The organism is Candidatus Protochlamydia naegleriophila, from assembly GCF_001499655.1.
Taxonomy (GTDB): Bacteria; Chlamydiota; Chlamydiia; order Chlamydiales; family Parachlamydiaceae; genus Protochlamydia; species Protochlamydia naegleriophila.
The window spans coordinates 362,509-380,838 of the sequence record NZ_LN879502.1 but is presented as its reverse complement, the minus strand read 5'-3'; the positions used below and the strand labels follow the sequence as shown (position 1 = coordinate 380,838).

The following is an 18,330-nucleotide window of genomic DNA, read 5'->3' as shown; positions in this document are numbered from 1 at the left end:
CCTTAGTTATATGGCTTTATTAGAATAGCATCCATCACAAAACATAATAAATATAGACCTTAACAATCAAGTTTAATTACTAACACTAAATATAAAAAAATATAATTAAAGATAAACTATTCCCCAAAAATTTAAAAAGATTGAGATGCGATTTCTACGTTTACGGGCGCTTGGGCTAGCATTCAATTGGGCTAGCATTCAATATGTTAGGACATGACCACCAGCCAATCCACTAAAATCTGTTGACAAGAGGGTCTAGCGGTATGAGGATTGCAAAGATTGTATTTTTTATAGCCTTTTGCCATAGTCAAAACTTTAAGATATTATTTAAATAGTCCCCCTTTTTAAAACCTTGATTTTCTGAACATTCAACTAGCGTGCAAAGCTCACATGTAAGGCAGATATGAACACATCGATGGAAACGCCCGATCAAATGCTTCCCGCTCCAAGCGACCTCATGCAGGCCGTTCAACAAGAAAGCCAAAAATTTCAAGACTATTATCTTTGGTTAGAAGCAGCCATGCCTTCTCTGTTTTTTGAAGAGGTAAGCCGCGACAATCTCATGCTGATTACCCATAGTTTGATGGGATTCGATCTGCAGGATTACTTTTCAACGATCAATTTGAAGAGTGCTGCTATTGCCCTTTGCCTAGACAGCCCCGATGCAGATTTGCGCATCCTGCACAACTACACGCTGTACGGCATAAAAAACTACCAAGCCTATGTGTCGCGCATACCTTTTCCAGGCATGGACATTCCTCTTCGCATTGCCACGATCGATTTTATGAGTGCCATCGAACCGATAGAAAGCCCTTTCCCTGAGCATTCCAAAGAGCTTCTTCACGTACTCGTCAAACAGGAAAACTCTGAAATTACTGATGAAGATTTAGATTCGCTGCTTCTCAAAATGAGCACTCCCTTTTTGCATGCTCTTCCGATTGAGAGGCTAGCCGTTGCCTTAGACATGCTATTTCGAGCTCAATCGCGCGACAATTGCCAATATGAGGTTCGTTACGAAGATGATTGGCATGAAAAGGATACGGGATCGATGCATGTCGTTTTGGCTTGGCGCAATACTCCTAAGCACAATTTTCTCTATCGACTAGCCCAGGTAGTCTATCGGCATGGATTGAGCATGAAACGGGTCAATGCGACCTACATGGATCCCTATGGCAAGCAAAGCATTCTCGTCATGGCCTTAAGCTTGCATGGAAGTAATGGGCACCCTGTTTGGGATGTTGCCGACATACCCGACTTTTTAAGGGAAATTGCAACGGTCAAGTATTTTGACACAGCGGACCGGATTGACGAGCGTTTAGTTGCACCGCGCATCATCTCTGGCAACATGGGAAATTTGCTACGGGCAATGATCAATTTCATCCACCAGGCACTGGTTCATCTCGATACAAATCTTTATACAGTGGAGAATATTGAAGAAGCCATTTGTCGTCACCCAGAGCTCACCATGCAGCTCTGCAATGCATTCAGGCTAAAATTCGATCCCAATCACCACAATCTTGACCAATTCATCGATGCACGAAGGCAATTTTTAAGCGATGTCGCGCAACTCGATACCGGGCAAGAAGGCAACGACGTTCGGCGCAAAAATGTGCTGCGCCAAGGCATGAATTTCATCAGCCATACTTTGAAAACCAATTTTTACCGTTTAAATTATACAGCTTTAAGTTTCCGGCTCGATCCCAAATATTTGGATGAGATCCCCTTTGAACGCTCTAAAAAATTTCAAGAGCTTCCTTACGCCATTTTCTATATGCGAGGCATGCATTTTTTTGGCTTTCACATCCGCTTCAAAGATTTAGCGCGTGGAGGCTTGCGAACCGTTTATCCAGAGCAAGTTGAGCAGATGATTGCTGAGCGCAACAATGTCTTTACGGAATGTTACAATTTAGCTTGGACTCAGCATAAAAAGAATAAGGATATTCCAGAAGGAGGAGCCAAGGGAATACTCTTTCTTAAACCCTTCGACCAAATCGACTCCGAATCGCAAATTTTAAAAAGGGAGTTAGAATGGTCCCGCCTCGATCCCCAGGAAACCGAAAAACGGGTCCGCACCTTCAGACAGGAGCAAAAAATTGAGTATCTTTATCAATCACAGCGCGCCTTCATTGAAAGCCTGATTACCATTGTCAATTGCGAGCCCGATGGAAAAATCCGCGCCAAGAACATTGTCGATTACTGGAAACGCCCCGAGTATATCTACCTCGGCCCCGATGAAAACATGCACGATTTCATGATCGAATGGATCGCCAACTTCAGCAAAAAATACAATTACAAGCCAGGCGGAGCTTTCATCTCGAGTAAACCCAACATAGGCATCAACCATAAAGAATATGGAGTGACTTCGTTAGGGGTCAATGTCTATGTGCATCAAGTCCTCGAATACATGGGCATTCATCCTGAAAAAGATGTGTTTACAATCAAGATGTCTGGAGGGCCCGACGGCGATGTAGCAGGCAATCAATTGCTCAACCTTTACCACTACTATCCCAATACGGCCAAAGTCATTGCCTTAACCGACGGAACGGGTACGATTCGCGATGATCAGGGACTTGATTTAGCTTTGATTAAAGATCTTTTTCACCAAGGCAAAGGGATCTGTTTTTATCCGCCAGAAAAGCTCTCTGCAGGCAGCTTTTTAGTTAATAAAGGAAGAAAGCGGTACCCATCCGCCTACATTCAAGAAACGCTCTGCTGGAGAAAGGTAGGCGACATCGTCACTGAAGACTGGTTATCGGGAAGCGACACCAACCACTTATTGCGCCACAATCTTCACCAAGCCAAGACCGATCTTTTTATTCCGGCCGGCGGAAGACCCCGAACCCTAAATGAGTCCAATATCACAGAATTCTTGGACGAAAACGGCAAGCCAACCTCCCGCGCCATCGTCGAAGGGGCTAATCTCTATCTCACACCAGCCGCCAGACGTTTCTTGGAAGAAAAAGGGGTATTGATTATCAAAGACAGCTCTGCCAACAAAGCCGGCGTCATCTGCTCTTCTTTCGAGGTTTTAGCTGGCCTGACCTTATCCGACGACCTCTTTCTCCAAAACAAGGCAGCGCTTATCACCGAAATTTTAGAAAGGCTCAAGATCTGTGCCTTAAATGAAGCCGACCTCCTCTTGCACACGCATCAAAAAACAGGCCAATTCTTAACCGCTATTTCGGATCAGATTTCTACTCGCATAAATCAATACACTTACCAGCTTCTCGATTACCTGGACCTCCTCCCCTTGCCGACCAGCGTGCAAGACCCCATGATCCGCAGCTTCTTAAATTACTGCCTTCCCACCCTCCGCGAAAAATTCACCCTGGAACTTCTCAGCCAGATTCCCGAACACCATAAAAAAGCAATTATTGCTTGCCATCTCGCCTCCTATATGGTGTATAAGAAAGGATTAGACTGGTCCCCTTCAATTGTCGACATCCTCCCCCTCATTTTATCGGGAACTTCTCTCACAAATTAAGACTCCGCACTCCGCCATAAAGAAACCCCTCCTCGCAACTCAGCACTCGATCGATTCGAGTGCTAAATTCATTGACGAATATTGCGCATCGTGCATATAATGAAGAAGAATATGGAGGGTGAGCTCTTGAAAACATGGAAGCCTGTTTCGATTAAACGCATGGGGAAACACGACCGAGAGCGAAGGGTTTTACTAGGCCTAGTCGATTATTACATTCAAACGGGAAAGCCAGTAGGATCCAACACGTTGAAAGAAGCTGGGTTTGGAGATTTAAGTTCGGCTACGATTCGCAATTATTTTGCCCATTTAGAAGAGGAAGGATACTTGCTGCAGTCCCATTCTTCGGGTGGCCGGATTCCTACCCACCTAGCCTATCGCGCCTACGCGCATGCGTATGCACAAGAGAGCGAACCGTATGAGTTAGGAGAGAAGGCTTTTGATACACTCAAGCGCTTCGATTCGCGAGAGATTGCGGCTTTTTTACAAGAAGCGGCTGAAGAGTTAAGCCGGATGAGCAATTGCGCTGTTTTTTTAGCGGCGCCGCGTTTTGATCATGACTTCATAGCCGATCTCAAGCTCGTTCCGCTGGATGCGTCTCGCTGTCTTTGCGTGATTATTACCGATTTTGGCGTGATTCAAACAGAAGTGCTTCACTTGCCTGTTAAGCTCTCTTCTTTTGCTCTTAAACGTATAGAGAGTTATTTTCATTGGCGCCTGACCAATTTGGGGGCACCGGAGAATTTAGAGCCAGAGGAAGAGGCCATTGCGCAGACATTTTATAATGAATTAATGCTTCGCTATATTGTTGGCTACTCTAATTTTATTGATGAGGATTTATATCGGACTGGATTTTCGCGTTTATTGACTTATCCAGACTTTCAAGAGACCAATTTGCTTGCGAGCAGTTTATCCCTGTTTGAAAATGCTCATAGCATGCGCCTTCTCCTCAAAGAGTGTAAAGCCTTGAATCAGCTTAAGTTTTGGATAGGCGATGATTTGGCGACTTATGCCAATTCAAGCCCTCACTGCAGTGTGATTGCCGTTCCTTACTACATCAACTATAAAGTAGTAGGGGCAGTTGGACTGTTGGGCCCAACACGTTTGCCCTATCGCAGCTTATTTAGCTTATTAAGACTATTTTCTAATTGTATCAGCGAGACGATAACGAGGAATGTTTATAAATTTAAAATCAATTTTAGACAACCCGAAGAAGGACACCTCTATTTACAAAAAGAGGAGCATCACTTGATCGGTCAATCTCGCTTAATACTACTGGAAGATAAGAGAAACTAGATTCATTTAGAGAGATCAAATCACATTTGCATTTAGACATTGCTTGTAGGAGGCCTGTCAAGCCGCAATTGGAATTTGAAATAGAGAACATTATCCTCTCTTAGAGCAGGTCAAATGTCGCGGAAATCGACCTCCAATCGATCATGAATCGATGCAAGATTGTCGATCTAGACCCTCTCTGAGGAGCCTAAAATAAATCCCTTCGACTCATTGCATTGTCTCTGATTATCTAGAGCAATCAATTTTTGTCGGTTAAGAATTTTTAAGAGGAGAATAGCTATGGTTGATCAAGAAGAGACGAAAGATGATACTGAAATGTCCGCTAACAAACAAACTGCTCAGTCTGCTAATGGCAATTCATCCGAATTTCAATCGGCTTCCATTAATCCCAAACAGGTCTTTGTTACGGATGAAGAATTAAAAGCCATGCAAAAAGAAGCGATCGAATACAAGGACAAGTACTTGCGCCTCTTAGCCGATGCCGAAAATGCCCGTAAAAGGCTGCAAAAAGAGCGTCAAGAAATCACCCGCTATGCCGTTGAAAGTTTGGTCGTTGATTTCTTACACCCTCTTGACAACTTAGAAAATGCCCTAAAATTTGCCCAAGACATGTCGGATGAAGTCAAAAATTGGGCATTTGGTTTCCAGATGATTCTCGCTCAATTCAAAGACGTTTTAGCTAACAATGGAGTGGTTGCTGTCGAGTCTCAAGGCATGCAATTCGATCCCCATTTGCATGAAGCTGTCGAAATGATTGAGACGACGAGCTACATCCCTGGAACAATCGTAGAAGAAAGTGTTCGTGGCTATAAAATGGGAGATCGCACAATTCGTCCCGCACGCGTTAAGGTTGCCAAAACCGCGACCCCTAAAGAGTCACAAGAAAAAATTGATGAAAACAATTAATTAGGAAAGGAGTTTTGACTATGAGTCAGAGTCAAACAAAAAAAGGGCGCATCATTGGAATTGACTTAGGAACGACTAATTCTTGCGTTTCTGTCATGGAAGGTGGAACCCCTAAAGTTATCGCATCGGCAGAAGGAACACGTACAACACCCTCTGTTGCTGCCTATAAAGGTAGTGAGCGTTTAGTCGGCATCCCCGCCAAACGTCAAGCCGTCACCAATCCAGAAAATACAATCACCTCCTCTAAGCGCTTTATTGGACGCAAACACCAAGAAGTCTTAAGTGAAATCAAAACAGTTCCTTACAAGGTCACGAGCAACAGTAATGGCGATGCAGTTTTTGAGATTCAGGGAAAAATTGTCACTCCAGAAGAAATTGCAGCGCAAATTCTGATTAAAATGAAAGAAACGGCCGAAGCTTACCTCGGTGAAAAAATCACTGAAGCCGTTATAACCGTTCCTGCTTACTTTAACGATTCTCAACGTCAATCCACAAAAGACGCAGGACGGATTGCCGGCTTAGATGTCAAACGAATCATTCCAGAGCCTACAGCTGCAGCTTTAGCATATGGTCTCGACAAAGAGCATACCGATAAAAAAATTGCCGTATTCGACCTCGGCGGCGGTACATTTGATATCTCTATCCTGGAAATCGGCGACGGAGTTTTTGAAGTTTTAGCCACAAACGGTGATACACATCTGGGTGGTGATGACTTTGACAATGCGATCTTGAACTGGATGCTCGACACCTTTAAACAGGAACAAGGGATTGACTTAAGAAATGACAAAATGGCGCTTCAGCGTCTTCGCGATGCGGCCGAAAAAGCCAAAATCGAATTGTCAGGCGTTCAACAAACTGAAATCAATCAGCCATTCATTACAATGGATGCTTCAGGTCCAAAACACTTGACTATGACATTGACACGCTCAAAATTGGAAAGTCTGACCCACGATTTAATCGAACGCACACGCGGTCCTTGCTTGAAAGCCCTGAAAGATTCAGGCCTCAGCAAAGATGATATTGGCGAAGTCATCCTAGTTGGCGGTATGACTCGTATGCCAGCCGTTCAAGAAATTGTCAAAACAATCTTTGGAAAAGAGGGTCATAAAGGGGTTAACCCGGACGAAGTCGTCGCCGTGGGTGCTGCCATCCAAGGTGGTGTCTTATCTGGCGTTGTAAAAGACGTTCTCCTACTAGATGTCACGCCTCTTACGCTTGGAATTGAAACTCTAGGTGGTGTGATGACGCCTCTCGTTGAGCGCAATACAACGATTCCAACACAGAAGAAACAAATCTTCTCAACAGCGGCCGATAATCAGCCAGCCGTAACCATTCGCGTCCTACAAGGCGAGCGCAAAATGGCTAACGACAATAAAGAAGTCGGACGCTTTGACTTGGCAGACATTCCTCCCTCTCCTCGTGGAATGCCCCAAATTGAAGTCGCTTTTGACATCGATGCCGACGGAATTCTACACGTTTCCGCTAAAGATCTTTCTAGCGGTAAAGAACAAAAAATTCGCATCGAAGCCCAGTCTGGACTTAATGAAGAAGAAATCAAACGCATGGTTAGAGATGCCGAAGATCACGCCGAAGAAGATAAGAAACGCAAAGAAGAAGTTGAAATTCGCAATGAAGCAGATTCCTTAGCGTTCCGTGCTCAAAAAGCACTCGATGAATACAAAGACAAAGTGCCTAAAAATGTGGCCGATGAAGTCGCAAGCAAAATCGAGGCTGTCAAAAAGGCTATCGAAAGCAACGATGCCAACCGCATTCGCTCTGCCAAAGATGAACTGGAACGCCATATGCAGCACATAGGCGAAGCCATGGCCAAAGCTGGACAGGGAGATGCCCAGGCAAGCCCAGGCTCCTCTTCTTTCACAGGCGAAGGAAATCAGGAAAGTCATCAACAACATCAACAGCATCAACAAGGAAGCGGCAAAAATCCCGACGACATTGAAGAAGCTGAAGTTGAAATTATCGACGACAAAAAACCTTAGTCATCAAGCGATCGGAAGCCCTCAAAGCTTCCGATCTCTATTTGAATCTAATTAAATTGTTTAATGAAAAATTAAATACATTAGTATTTATAAAAAAACCAATTTAAAAAGAACCCTATCTACCCTCTTATTTTTCCAAACTAATTTTACATTTTCTTAACAAAAAAATTATATAAGCCAAATACTTTCTTCTTACAATTAACATCGATTATTTGAGTTAAAGCATTTAAAGCGTTAAGATCTTTATTTTCGATATTGTATTGGTAATTTTAAGAAAGTAACAGGGGCAAAATCTCGTTATGGTTTCCATAAACAGTCATTTTACCACACTTGAGACCTTACTCCGAAGAGAGTGTGTGTCTGATTTCAACGGTCGATACAACTACAACGAAGTATTTGGCTGTCGTTTCATGCAATGGAATAGAAAATATCTATCGTTTGATCAGTCACGGGGTTGGAGTATTGTTCAATTAAATCTTATTGATCGCATCTTCAGATATTTATTTGGATCTCATCCCACGACGCATTTAGCCTTTATTGCCAATCACATCACAAGCATTAGAACGCGCATCACGAATGAAAATCAGATGGAGGCGCAATTTCTGGATCGGATGCATAGTTGTTGGACTCGAGCCAATCCGACAGCCAATATGACCCGCAGTCCATTCATGTATCACGTCATTCTTCCAGCGCTGCCTCCAAGAGAAGTGGTGCATCCAAGAGAAACACTGCTCCCAAGAGAAGCGACTCGAGCTCCTTCAGACGAGTCAGATGAATCGGATCAATCTGATCAGATTGCTTCCTCTATTAAAACACTGTCAAGCCAGGAAGACACCCCGGAACTAACAACTGAAGACGAGATTCGCCAATTGATTGCGTTCGGTTTAACTGACGATGACATTCACGAATTCTTGCAAAGTCCTTCTCGTCCAAGGATTGAGATTCAGCAACTGATTAATCGAACCCGAACTCTCAGCCCAACTATTGATAAAGAACTCTATGATTTGATCGATGAATTAGTTCAAGATAGCATGAGCGATGAGGAAATCATCCTTCTCATGCAAGGCTCTAATCATTCTAATGCTGACATTCTCAATTACATTGAAAGAGCCAAAGCCTCCCACGCAAATAACCAATCCCCTATCCCTGAAGTTCCTCCCATACCGCGAGCTGGGGATCTGATAGACATTTCTCCAAGTTTAGTTAGGGTATCAGAGCCGCAGATTCCCATGGCTACTGAAAATGAGATTCTTGCAACGATTATAGAGTGCGTGAAGTCTGAAATTCCTGACGAAGATATTCAAGAATGCTTGTTCGCCTCTGGTTACTCCCGAGAATTCGTTCAAAGATTGATTGTTCGTGCCAAAAATCAGATCACATCCACTAGAGTTTTGCCTACGGCCCAAGTGCAGCGAGCGAATGTACAGCTTGCGAACGTGCAAGCGACCAACGATTCTTCTCTAATTCTCGCCGCAAATGGAGTGAATCAATATCAACTAGGCAACATTGCGGCCTGTACAAGGCTAGCCTGTGCTTTTTTAAGCTCGGACAAATCGGCGTCTCCACAATTGATTCAAGAACTCATCCAGCGCAATTCGCATGTTGATGCTAATTTTGAAGACACTGAAATTGTCATACAAGCTTTTCCTAATCTGAGACTTGCTCGCAATCCATTGACTAGCCAGGCCTTCTCCATGACACTGCAAGTTGCTTACGATCGCGAGCGGCTACAGTCTGCGCTTGAGGCGCTGGTTCATTCCCAAGAGGTGAGCGGGTCTATCATTACAGCCAATTCCCTGACCATTGCCATGCGAAAAAAGCCTGGAAAGATTGAATTCTTCGATTCCCATGGAGATGACAGTGTGACAAAAGCTGGCAACACCGCTTACATTAAAACGTTCAAGACTCATGAACTGGATCGAGCAGCCCAATTCCTATTTACCAAATTTCCAGATTTTGGTTACATGGGCAATCTCTCTATCATTGAAATGTGGCCGATTGGTTTGCAGCAATAACTTTCAAAAGTTTTTTTGCAATTTTATTTAGAGTATAATTTTTTTCCTGATAACTTAAGGCATGTCGTAAAATACTAGCCAGGAAAATCATTATGAATCATCCCGCTCAGTCAACCATTGGACAATATTTGCTCAACCGTTTGCAGGAACTTGGAATAGAACATATTTTCGGTGTTCCTGGAGATTATGTCTTGCGCTTTGATAAGCTCATTGAACAGCATCCTACCATTCAATTCATCAATACAACTCGGGAAAATACAGCCGGTTATGCTGCCGATGCCTATGCAAGACTGCGTGGACTGGGCGTTGCTTGCATTACCTATGGAGTTGGTATTAACATTACTAATGCGCTGGCACAAGCCTATGTTGAAAATTCCCCCCTAGTCGTTATTTCAGGAACGGTAGGAACAGATGAATTCAAACGTCATTCGACGCTGCATCACTTGATTAATAAATCGATTGCAGCTCATGGAGATCGCACTCAATTAGAGGTCTTCAAGCATGTCACCGTCGATCAAGGCGTCTTGGATCAGCCAGAAACGGCAGCAGCCATCATCGACCGCGTCCTTCAAGCATGCTTAGACTATAAAAAGCCGGTTTACTTTGAGATTCCTCGCAATCTAGTCGATCAACCTATTGCCCCAAAAGCAGAGCCTGAGCCTTTTCATTATCAATCAAGCAATCCTCAAGCTCTGCAAGAAGCCCTAGAAGAGACTCAACAGGTTTTATCAACCTGTAAGCGCCCTCTGATATGGGCTGGGCATGAACTCCTGCGCTTCGGATTGAGCCAGGAATTATTACAGTTTGCAGAACAGCATAAAATCCCCATTGTCTCTTCCCTGCTCGGCAAAACGGTGGTTGATGAACACCACCCGCTTTTTGCAGGCGTCTATCAAGGAGGAATGAGCCGTCAAACAGTCATAGACCTTGTCGAAAGCTGCGATTGCGTCTTAATTGCAGGTGTCATCATGCACGATCTCGACACAGGTATTTTTACGGCAAAAGTCGATCAAGAACACCGCCTCGTAGCCAACAGTCATTCCCTTTCGATCGGCCATCACCACTATCACGTCAACCTCACTGATTATATCAAAGGCCTCAATACACTCTCTCTCAAACGCTCTCACTCTTCTTTTCATACACCGCGACATGCTCAGCTTCCGCCCTCCTTCTCTCCAGTTCCCGAAGCAAAGACGACGACCAAGCGTGTGTTTGAATGCTTGCAGACGCATTTAAAACCCGACCATATCATTGTTTCCGATGTCGGAGACTGCCTATTTGCAAGCTCAGACCTGATTCTTTCCCACGACTCATTTTTGGCATGCGCTTATTTTGCAAGCTTGGGATTTGGAACGCCAGGCGCCATCGGAGCTCAACTTGCCGATCCGAAACGGCGCGTTGTGGGAATCATTGGAGATGGGGGCTTTCAAATGACCGCCATGGAACTATCAGCAGCCGTGCGCTATCAGCTAGATCCAGTCATTATCATCTTAAACAATCACGGATATGGCACTGAAAGGCCTCTTCTGGAAGGAAGCTATAATGACATTTTAAATTGGAACTACACCCAAATTCCAGCTGTCCTAGGTGGTGGCGTAGGAATCAAAGTAGAAACCGAACAGGAGCTCGATGAAGCTCTTAGGCAAGCCTTTGCTAAGCGCGGCACTTTTTATCTCATTGAAATCGAACTGGATAAATTAGACTTTTCCCCAGGACTGCGGCGCTTAGGAGAACTTCTTGGCAAAGTCGTTAAAGCTTAAAAGCCGCGAAAGTTAGAGGGTGGGTTGCCCCACCCTTTTTAACCTAGTGAGGATCTTCCAACCCCTTAGATAATTGCAAAAGCCTCACGTGGTTGCGTTCAAACCGTGGGTTAAATTAAGATTATAAGGCCCGAAAGCATCCGGTAAAAGCTGTTTCAGCGTCATTTCCCTTAACAAATTCCCCTTTTCATCCCCAAGCAATACGAGCAGATCGGAATTGAACTCATTCATGACTTGGCGGCAGGCCCCGCAAGGCGCCCCACCATCTTTAGTCACTATAGCCATGGCTAACCACTCTAAAGCTTTTTCTGAAACAGCTTTAAAAATGGCCACTCTTTCTGCACAACACGTCAATCCATAAGAGGCATTTTCAACATTGCACCCAGAAAAAATAGCCCCCTCTTTTGTTAAAAGCGCGGCTCCAACGAGATAATTTGAATAAGGAGCGTAGGCATGCTTCCGTACCTCGCAAGCCAGCCTTATTAAACGATGCTTTGCATCAAGACTCACATTCATACTTTCCTCTTACTGCTCTTTTTCATGCACAGGCAGGCGGCAAGCCGTTCGAAAAGCGAAGCGATCCATTAAGCTTTTTTCTTCAATCGACGATACCTGCAGCAAAGGAATGGGCTTGACCGAGGCATGAATCAACTGCCCCTCTCCCAAATACAGCCCCACATGCTTGATGGCCTCTGGATGCATACCAAAAAATAAAAGATCGCCAGCCTTGATCTCTTGCCAATCCACCGGACTGCAAAAGGGAGATCTAATTTGCTGAGAAGCATCGCGTGGCAAAAGAATTCCCATTTGTTTAAAAAGCATCTGTATAAAGCCTGAACAATCATAGCCAAAGCTTGAGCGACCGCCCCACGTATAGGGAAGCCCCAGAAACTGTAGGCTCAATTGCAGCATATCCTTCAACCCGATGTGTGATAGATTCATCCAAAGATGCCCTCTTTGAATCCAGCCTAACTGACCCAGCAATTGAACCTGAACCCACCGCCCATCCTCTTCTGCGGGTTCAAAGACAACTGGCAGCTCAACTTCAAACGGAAGGGTCAATAAAGGCTTTTCCCGATTCACGTGGGGAGTAGAATACAGATGAGCCGCATTGTGCCTGATCTTAGCGCGTCTAAGCCCTACACCAACTTCCCCTGCTTGCAGTAAGGACGTTTCAATCCAGCCTTGATAACCATCTTCGGTTTCCGCTAAGCTAAATAGGCCCTCTTCTTCTAAGACCTGCACCTGCCACCCATATAGCGCTTGCGAAATCACTTCGCTTCTCTCATTCGGCAAATGAAACAAATTACCAACCGGACAACAAATTGCTTTTTTCATGATTATTTCGATCAATTATTTTTTAAAGAATTCATATTACTAATCTATAGAATTTGTCTAAATCATTTTCCTTTTAACTTTTATATTAATCTCGTATAACTACTATTGTTGAGAGCTATGCACAGTTTGAGATCTTCTTAAATAGGTAAAATGGCATGTTGAAACAGTTTTTTTATATTTTCCTTACATTACTTATTTTGACCATCACAGGTTGTGATCGAAAAATAGAGCCCTTGGAAGGCCAACAATCGATCTTACATATCAGTTGCGAAGTAGATCCACAAACTTTAGATCCAAGGCAGGCAAGAGACCTTGCGTCAACAACGGTGCTGCAAGCCTTATATGAGGGGTTGACGCGCAGTCAACCAGACGGAAATCCATCTTTAGCACTTGCTGAAACTGTCTCCTTATCTCCGGATCAAAAAACATATACATTTAAGCTCCGTCCAAGTGCCTGGTCCAATGGGGAGCCGGTCACAGCTCATGACTTTGAAAAGAGTTGGAAAAGCGTATTATCCCCTCAGCTTCCTGCGCCTAATGCCTATCAATTGTACGTAATAAAGGGAGCCCAAGCGACCAAGGAAGGCAAAGGCAGCCTGGATGAAGTTGGCATTTACGCCCTCGACAAGCAAACACTCGTCGTTGAACTAGAACAACCGACCCCCTATTTTCTTAATCTTACAGCTACCCATTTCTTTTTTCCAGTTCATGCAAGCACAAGACAGAAAAAAATGGGTGATCAAAATCCATCCTTGCCTGTCACAAACGGCCCGTTTCAGCTTCAGGAGTGGTCACGGCACAATCAACTAGTCTTGATACCGAACGCTCATTATTGGGATCATTCAGCAGTCAGTCTCAACAAGCTGGTCTTCATTGTTTTAGACAATCCCACCGCACTGCAACTATTCCAAAATAAGGAGCTCGAATGGACAGGATCGCCGCTTTCCACGATCCCTACCGATGCACTACCGACCCTAAAGGAGACGAACTATTTGCAAATCAGCCCCGCCGCAGGCGTCCATCTTTTTCGGATCAATACTGCCAAAGCACCTCTGAATAATCCGAAGATGCGCCATGCCTTTGCATTAGCTTTAAATCGGAATGACTTGATTGAACACGTTTTACAAGGCAACCAGCAGCCTGCCTTGGGCCTGATTCCTCCTTTATGGCTGCAAACCGCGCCTTTTTTTCAAGATGGCAATAGGCAACTTGCACGCCAACTTTTCCAGGAGGCTTTAGCCGAAAATCAGCTCAACTCTCAGACTATTCCTCCAATCACACTCTGCTATGCAACAGGAGAGCGTTCCCATAAAATTGCTCAGGTTGCTCAACAGCAGTGGAAAGAAGTCCTTGGGGTCAAGGTGCAGCTGCAAGCCTGTGAAAGCAAGGTCTACTTTGATCGTTTAAAAAAACAGGATTATCAAATTGGCATTGGATCTTGGTATGCAGATTTCCGCGATCCCATCTCTTTTCTAACCGTCTTCCAATACAAAGATAATGGGACTAATAACACTCAATGGGAAAATGGACGCTACATTGATTTGCTGAACCAATCCTTTGTGAGTACGAATCCAAATCAAAGAGAGCTCTATTTAAAAAAAGCAGAAGGAGTGCTCATCCAAGAGATGCCAATTATCCCTCTCTTTTTTGGTTCATACAACTACTTGAAACATCCCCAAGTCAAAGGTGTTTACTTTTCAGAACTTGGCTATTTAGACTTTAAACAGGCGTATTTGGACTCCCCATAACAATTGCAATAGACATGTCGTTTGCCTACATCATCAAAAAATTCGCTTATTTGCTGTGCTCGCTTTGGATCATTGCCAGTTTGACCTTTATCCTAATGAAGGCCATTCCAGGCGATCCTTTTAGCGAAGAGCAAACGTTACGAGCCGACATGCATCATGCCCTGCTTGAAAGCCACGGTCTCAATGCCCCATGGTATCAGCAATATGGCAGCTATTTATTTTCCCTCCTACAGGGCGATTTAGGCTATTCACTCAAATATAGCGGCCGCTCGATCAATCAGATAATTCAAGATAGCTTCCCCGTATCAGCTTTATTAGGGCTTGAGGCCTTATGCATCGCTTTGCCAATGGGTATTTTGCTCGGTTCCCTGGCAGCTCTTAAAAAAGGCGCATGGCAAGATCATTTGATTCTATTTTGGACCACAATGGGCCTGTCAGTCCCAAGCTTTATCTTGGCAGCGCTGTTGCAATATGTTTTAGCCATTAAACTCGGATTATTCCCATTAGCCCGTTGGGGAAGTTTTGCCCAAAGCATGCTCCCATCTCTTGCATTAGCTTCCCTGCCAGCCGCTTTTATTGCACGCCTCATGCGCGCAAGCTTAAGCGAAGTCCTGCAAACGGACTATATTAAGGCCGCCCGTGCAAAAGGGTTACCCGCCTATAAAATCGTAACCTCACACGCATTGCCCAATGCAATGCTGCCCGTATTGAGTTACTTAGGGCAACTCATGGCCAATGTCCTAGTCGGAAGTTTTGTGATCGAAAAAATATTCAGCATTCCAGGCCTTGGTGGCTGGTTTGTCAATAGCGTCATGAACCGCGATTATCCGCTCATCATGGGGTTAACCCTGTTTTACAGCAGTTTATTGATGCTCTCCATTTTTTTGATCGACTTAGCTTATGCCTGGATTGATCCGCGCATTCGCTTGCACTTTAAGGAGGGCTAGCATGCAAACAATCGATGACTCTCTCTTCACCCCTATCAACGCTTGGGATTCCTCCGATGCTCCCCACTGTCAACTGCGCAAGAATGCATGGCAAAGATTTCAATCGAGCTCGCTTGGAATCAGCGGGCTTATGCTTCTCACTCTCATTTTATTAGGCGCGCTTATTGGGCCGTTTTTCTCTAATTATGCCTATGAAGCAACGCACCTAACCTTAAAAAATCAGCCTCCATCCCTGCAATTTTGGTTTGGAACGGATGACCTTGGACGCGATCTATTTACAAGAGTCTGGTACGGAGCGCGAATTTCTTTATGCGTCGGCCTCTTGGCCGCTTTGATAGATCTGATCGTTGGGCTTCTTTGGGGCGGTATAGCGGGATTCTGCGGAGGAAAAATCGATGAAGCCATGATGCGCTTTGCAGATATCGTATACTCTCTTCCCTACTTATTAATCGTCATTTTATTTACGGTCGTGCTAGGTTCCGGCCTTTTTTCCGTCATCTTGGCCATCACGTTATTTGGCTGGATCACTATGGCCCGCATTGTGCGCGGACAAATTCTTTTACTCAAAGAAATGGAGTATGTTCTAGCCGCACAAGCCTTAGGGGCTGGATTTGGAAGAATTTTGAGCAAACACCTTCTGCCAAATGCCGTTGGACCAATCCTCGTTACGCTCACGTTGACCATTCCTTCTGCTATTTTTGCCGAAGCTTTTTTAAGTTTTTTAGGCCTTGGTGTGCAAGCCCCCATGGCAAGCTGGGGAACAATGGCGAATGAAGGCTTACCGGCGCTCCAATTTTATCCCTGGCGTTTGCTTTTCCCTGCCGCTTTTATTAGCGTGACCATGCTAGCCTTTCATTTGATCGGTGAGGGATTAAAAGCCACGTTTGATAAGTCGCTCCAGGAATCTTTATGAAAATACCACTACTCGACGTTCGCTCTCTTTGCTTATCCTTTGCCACTTCACAAGGCTCGATCGACGCCCTAAGAGGGGTTAATTTCTGCCTTTACCCTGGAGAAATCGTAGGTTTGATCGGTGAATCGGGATGCGGCAAAAGCCTGACTGCTTTTTCATTGTTGAAGCTTTTCCCCACTAATTCTCATCGCCTGTCCGGCAAAGTGCTTTTTGAAGAAAAAGATCTCTTAAATGCGTCGGAAAAAGAGATGCAAACCATTCGAGGTCAAAAGATCGGTTTGATTTTCCAAGATCCCTCTTTAAGCCTTAATCCTACCAAGCGAATAGGCGATCAATTGATTGAGGGATTAGTTCATCATCAACACATGAGCAAGCAAGCAGCTTTGCAAATGGGAATTGAGTGGCTGCAAAAGGTTGGGATAAGCGACGCATCGCATCGCATGAGGCAGTATCCTCATGAAATGAGTGGCGGTATGAAACAGCGCATCGTCATTGCCATGACGCTGGCCTGCCGTCCCTCACTCGTCATTGCCGATGAGCCTACGACCGCACTCGACGTTACCATTCAGGCACAAATACTAGAGCTTCTTAAATCGCTGCAAAAAGAACAAAAAATGACAATCTTACTCATTACGCATGATTTAGGAGTTGCTGCAAGCTGCTGCGACCGCCTGATGGTTATGTATGCGGGACAAATTATCGAGTCAAATTCTTTAAGCGGGCTCATTCAAACCCCGCAACACCCCTATACACAAGCCTTACTCAAAGCCAAGCAAAGCCTGGCTGAATCACAAGGACACCCCTTGTTCACACTGCCAGGCTCTCCTCCCCTTGCAACCTCTCTTAAGGGCTGCGCTTTTGGTCCAAGATGCTCTCACGCCATGCGCATCTGCCAAGAAATGGCTCCTCCACTTGATGATAACGCTCATCCAGCTGTTGCTTGTTGGTTAAAATTCCGAAAGGAGCAGCCATGAGCGGTAATTTATTGACAGTCGAAAATCTATCCAAGCATTTTCGTTTGGGACAGAAAATCATCCCTGCAGTCCAATCTATTTGCTTTACTCTAAAGCAAGGCGAAATTTTGGGACTCGGAGGAGAAAGCGGATGCGGCAAATCCACCCTCGGCAAACTATTGCTGCGCTTAACCGAACCAACGGGCGGGTCTGTCAAATTTGAAAGCCAAGACATTTTTAACATGCATGGCAAAGACTTAAAACACTTACGACGCCACGTGCAGATGATTTTTCAACATCCTGCAAGCTCTCTCAATCCTTGCATGACCATCGAAGAGATTTTATGGGAGCCTTTTCAAATTCATGGCCTTGCGAAAGGCAAAGAGAAGGCACATGTCATCGAAAAGCTGCTGGGCGAGGTAGGGCTTCCAGCCCATTTTTCAAAAAGGCTGCCTCAAGAATTGAGCGGCGGGCAAAAACAGCGCGTTGCCATCGCCCGCGCCTTGGCATTAGAGCCGAAGTTAATTGTCTGTGATGAACCGTTTTCCGCCTTGGATGTCTCAGTTCAAGGACAGCTCATCAATTTGATGCAAGCCATCCAACAAACATTAGGCTTGAGCTACATTTTAATTTCACATGACCTTGGAGTCATGCGCCATTTTACTCATCGATTGGCAATCATGTATCTGGGCACATTTGTAGAACTAGCTCCGAGCTCATCGCTCTTTGCCAAACCTCTTCACCCTTATACGCAAGCCCTATTGGATGCGATTCCAACTTTAGACCTAAAGAAACAGCCGATTGGATTAAAAGGCGAGATTCCAACACTTTTGCAACCAATTAGTGGCTGCCCCTTTCAAACACGCTGTCCCTTTGCGTCGGACGTATGCAAACGCGTTAAACCTGCTTGGAAAGAGGTCAAGCCGGGCCATTTCACAGCCTGTCACCTCTACGCTTAATCCTGTGGGAATAACGA

Annotated in this window: 13 protein-coding genes; 11 read left to right on the top strand and 2 right to left on the bottom strand. The window is 44.8% G+C overall.

All coding sequences use genetic code 11. The features are described 5' to 3' along the window. Positions 1 to 403 precede the first annotated feature (403 nt). The 6 genes from PNK_RS01525 to PNK_RS01500 all read left to right on the top strand — a co-directional run bounded on the left by PNK_RS01525 (position 404) and on the right by PNK_RS01500 (position 11,455). Complete coding sequence (locus PNK_RS01525; protein WP_231909269.1) at positions 404 to 3,484, top strand: NAD-glutamate dehydrogenase domain-containing protein; 3,081 nt, start codon at positions 404 to 406, stop codon at positions 3,482 to 3,484. A 126-nt stretch (positions 3,485 to 3,610) separates the two neighbouring features. Then, on the top strand, positions 3,611 to 4,777 hold the full coding sequence (hrcA, locus tag PNK_RS01520) for a heat-inducible transcriptional repressor HrcA (protein ID WP_032125885.1): 1,167 nt from the start codon (positions 3,611 to 3,613) through the stop codon (positions 4,775 to 4,777). 279 nt (positions 4,778 to 5,056) lie between these two features. Beyond that, positions 5,057 to 5,683: a nucleotide exchange factor GrpE gene (gene grpE, locus PNK_RS01515; RefSeq protein WP_079992753.1), complete on the top strand. Its 627-nt coding sequence runs from the start codon at positions 5,057 to 5,059 to the stop codon at positions 5,681 to 5,683. A 20-nt stretch (positions 5,684 to 5,703) separates the two neighbouring features. Further along, positions 5,704 to 7,680 carry a molecular chaperone DnaK gene (gene dnaK / locus PNK_RS01510; protein ID WP_032124937.1) on the top strand — a complete coding sequence of 659 codons (1,977 nt, stop codon included), beginning with the start codon at positions 5,704 to 5,706 and terminating at the stop codon, positions 7,678 to 7,680. 356 nt (positions 7,681 to 8,036) lie between these two features. Then, the gene (locus PNK_RS01505; protein ID WP_158021662.1) at positions 8,037 to 9,695 is read left to right on the top strand and encodes a hypothetical protein; all 1,659 of its coding nucleotides are present in this window, start codon (positions 8,037 to 8,039) and stop codon (positions 9,693 to 9,695) included. Between the two features lie 92 nt (positions 9,696 to 9,787). Further along, positions 9,788 to 11,455 carry an alpha-keto acid decarboxylase family protein gene (locus PNK_RS01500; protein ID WP_059059871.1) on the top strand — a complete coding sequence of 556 codons (1,668 nt, stop codon included), beginning with the start codon at positions 9,788 to 9,790 and terminating at the stop codon, positions 11,453 to 11,455. Positions 11,456 to 11,539: 84 nt separating this feature from the next. Here the strand turns inward: PNK_RS01500 and PNK_RS01495 are convergent, their stop codons facing one another. Both PNK_RS01495 and PNK_RS01490 read right to left on the bottom strand, forming a co-directional pair. Continuing rightward, a complete protein-coding gene (locus PNK_RS01495) occupies positions 11,540 to 11,971 on the bottom strand; it encodes a cytidine deaminase (RefSeq protein ID WP_032124934.1) in 432 nt (143 codons plus the stop codon). A 9-nt stretch (positions 11,972 to 11,980) separates the two neighbouring features. Further along, positions 11,981 to 12,793 (bottom strand): C40 family peptidase, encoded by an 813-nt coding sequence (locus PNK_RS01490; protein WP_059059869.1) that lies wholly within the window; start codon positions 12,791 to 12,793, stop codon positions 11,981 to 11,983. 155 nt (positions 12,794 to 12,948) lie between these two features. On the opposite strand from PNK_RS01490, the gene PNK_RS01485 reads away from it, so the two are divergent. Genes PNK_RS01485 through PNK_RS01465 form a run of 5 tightly spaced genes read left to right on the top strand, consistent with a single transcriptional unit; the run spans position 12,949 to position 18,313 of the window. Next, positions 12,949 to 14,541 carry a peptide ABC transporter substrate-binding protein gene (locus PNK_RS01485; RefSeq protein ID WP_059059867.1) on the top strand — a complete coding sequence of 531 codons (1,593 nt, stop codon included), beginning with the start codon at positions 12,949 to 12,951 and terminating at the stop codon, positions 14,539 to 14,541. A gap of 14 nt (positions 14,542 to 14,555) precedes the next feature. Further along, positions 14,556 to 15,488, top strand: a complete 933-nt coding sequence (locus PNK_RS01480; RefSeq protein WP_059059865.1) for an ABC transporter permease — start codon at positions 14,556 to 14,558, stop codon at positions 15,486 to 15,488. Position 15,489: 1 nt separating this feature from the next. Continuing rightward, on the top strand, positions 15,490 to 16,401 hold the full coding sequence (locus PNK_RS01475) for an ABC transporter permease (RefSeq protein WP_059059863.1): 912 nt from the start codon (positions 15,490 to 15,492) through the stop codon (positions 16,399 to 16,401). Then, positions 16,398 to 17,375 (top strand): ABC transporter ATP-binding protein, encoded by a 978-nt coding sequence (locus PNK_RS01470; RefSeq protein ID WP_059059861.1) that lies wholly within the window; start codon positions 16,398 to 16,400, stop codon positions 17,373 to 17,375. Before PNK_RS01475 ends, PNK_RS01470 begins: the two co-directional genes overlap by 4 nt. Continuing rightward, the gene (locus PNK_RS01465) at positions 17,372 to 18,313 is read left to right on the top strand and encodes an ABC transporter ATP-binding protein (RefSeq protein WP_059059860.1); all 942 of its coding nucleotides are present in this window, start codon (positions 17,372 to 17,374) and stop codon (positions 18,311 to 18,313) included. The genes PNK_RS01470 and PNK_RS01465 overlap by 4 nt, the downstream gene beginning before the upstream one ends. Positions 18,314 to 18,330 lie beyond the last annotated feature (17 nt).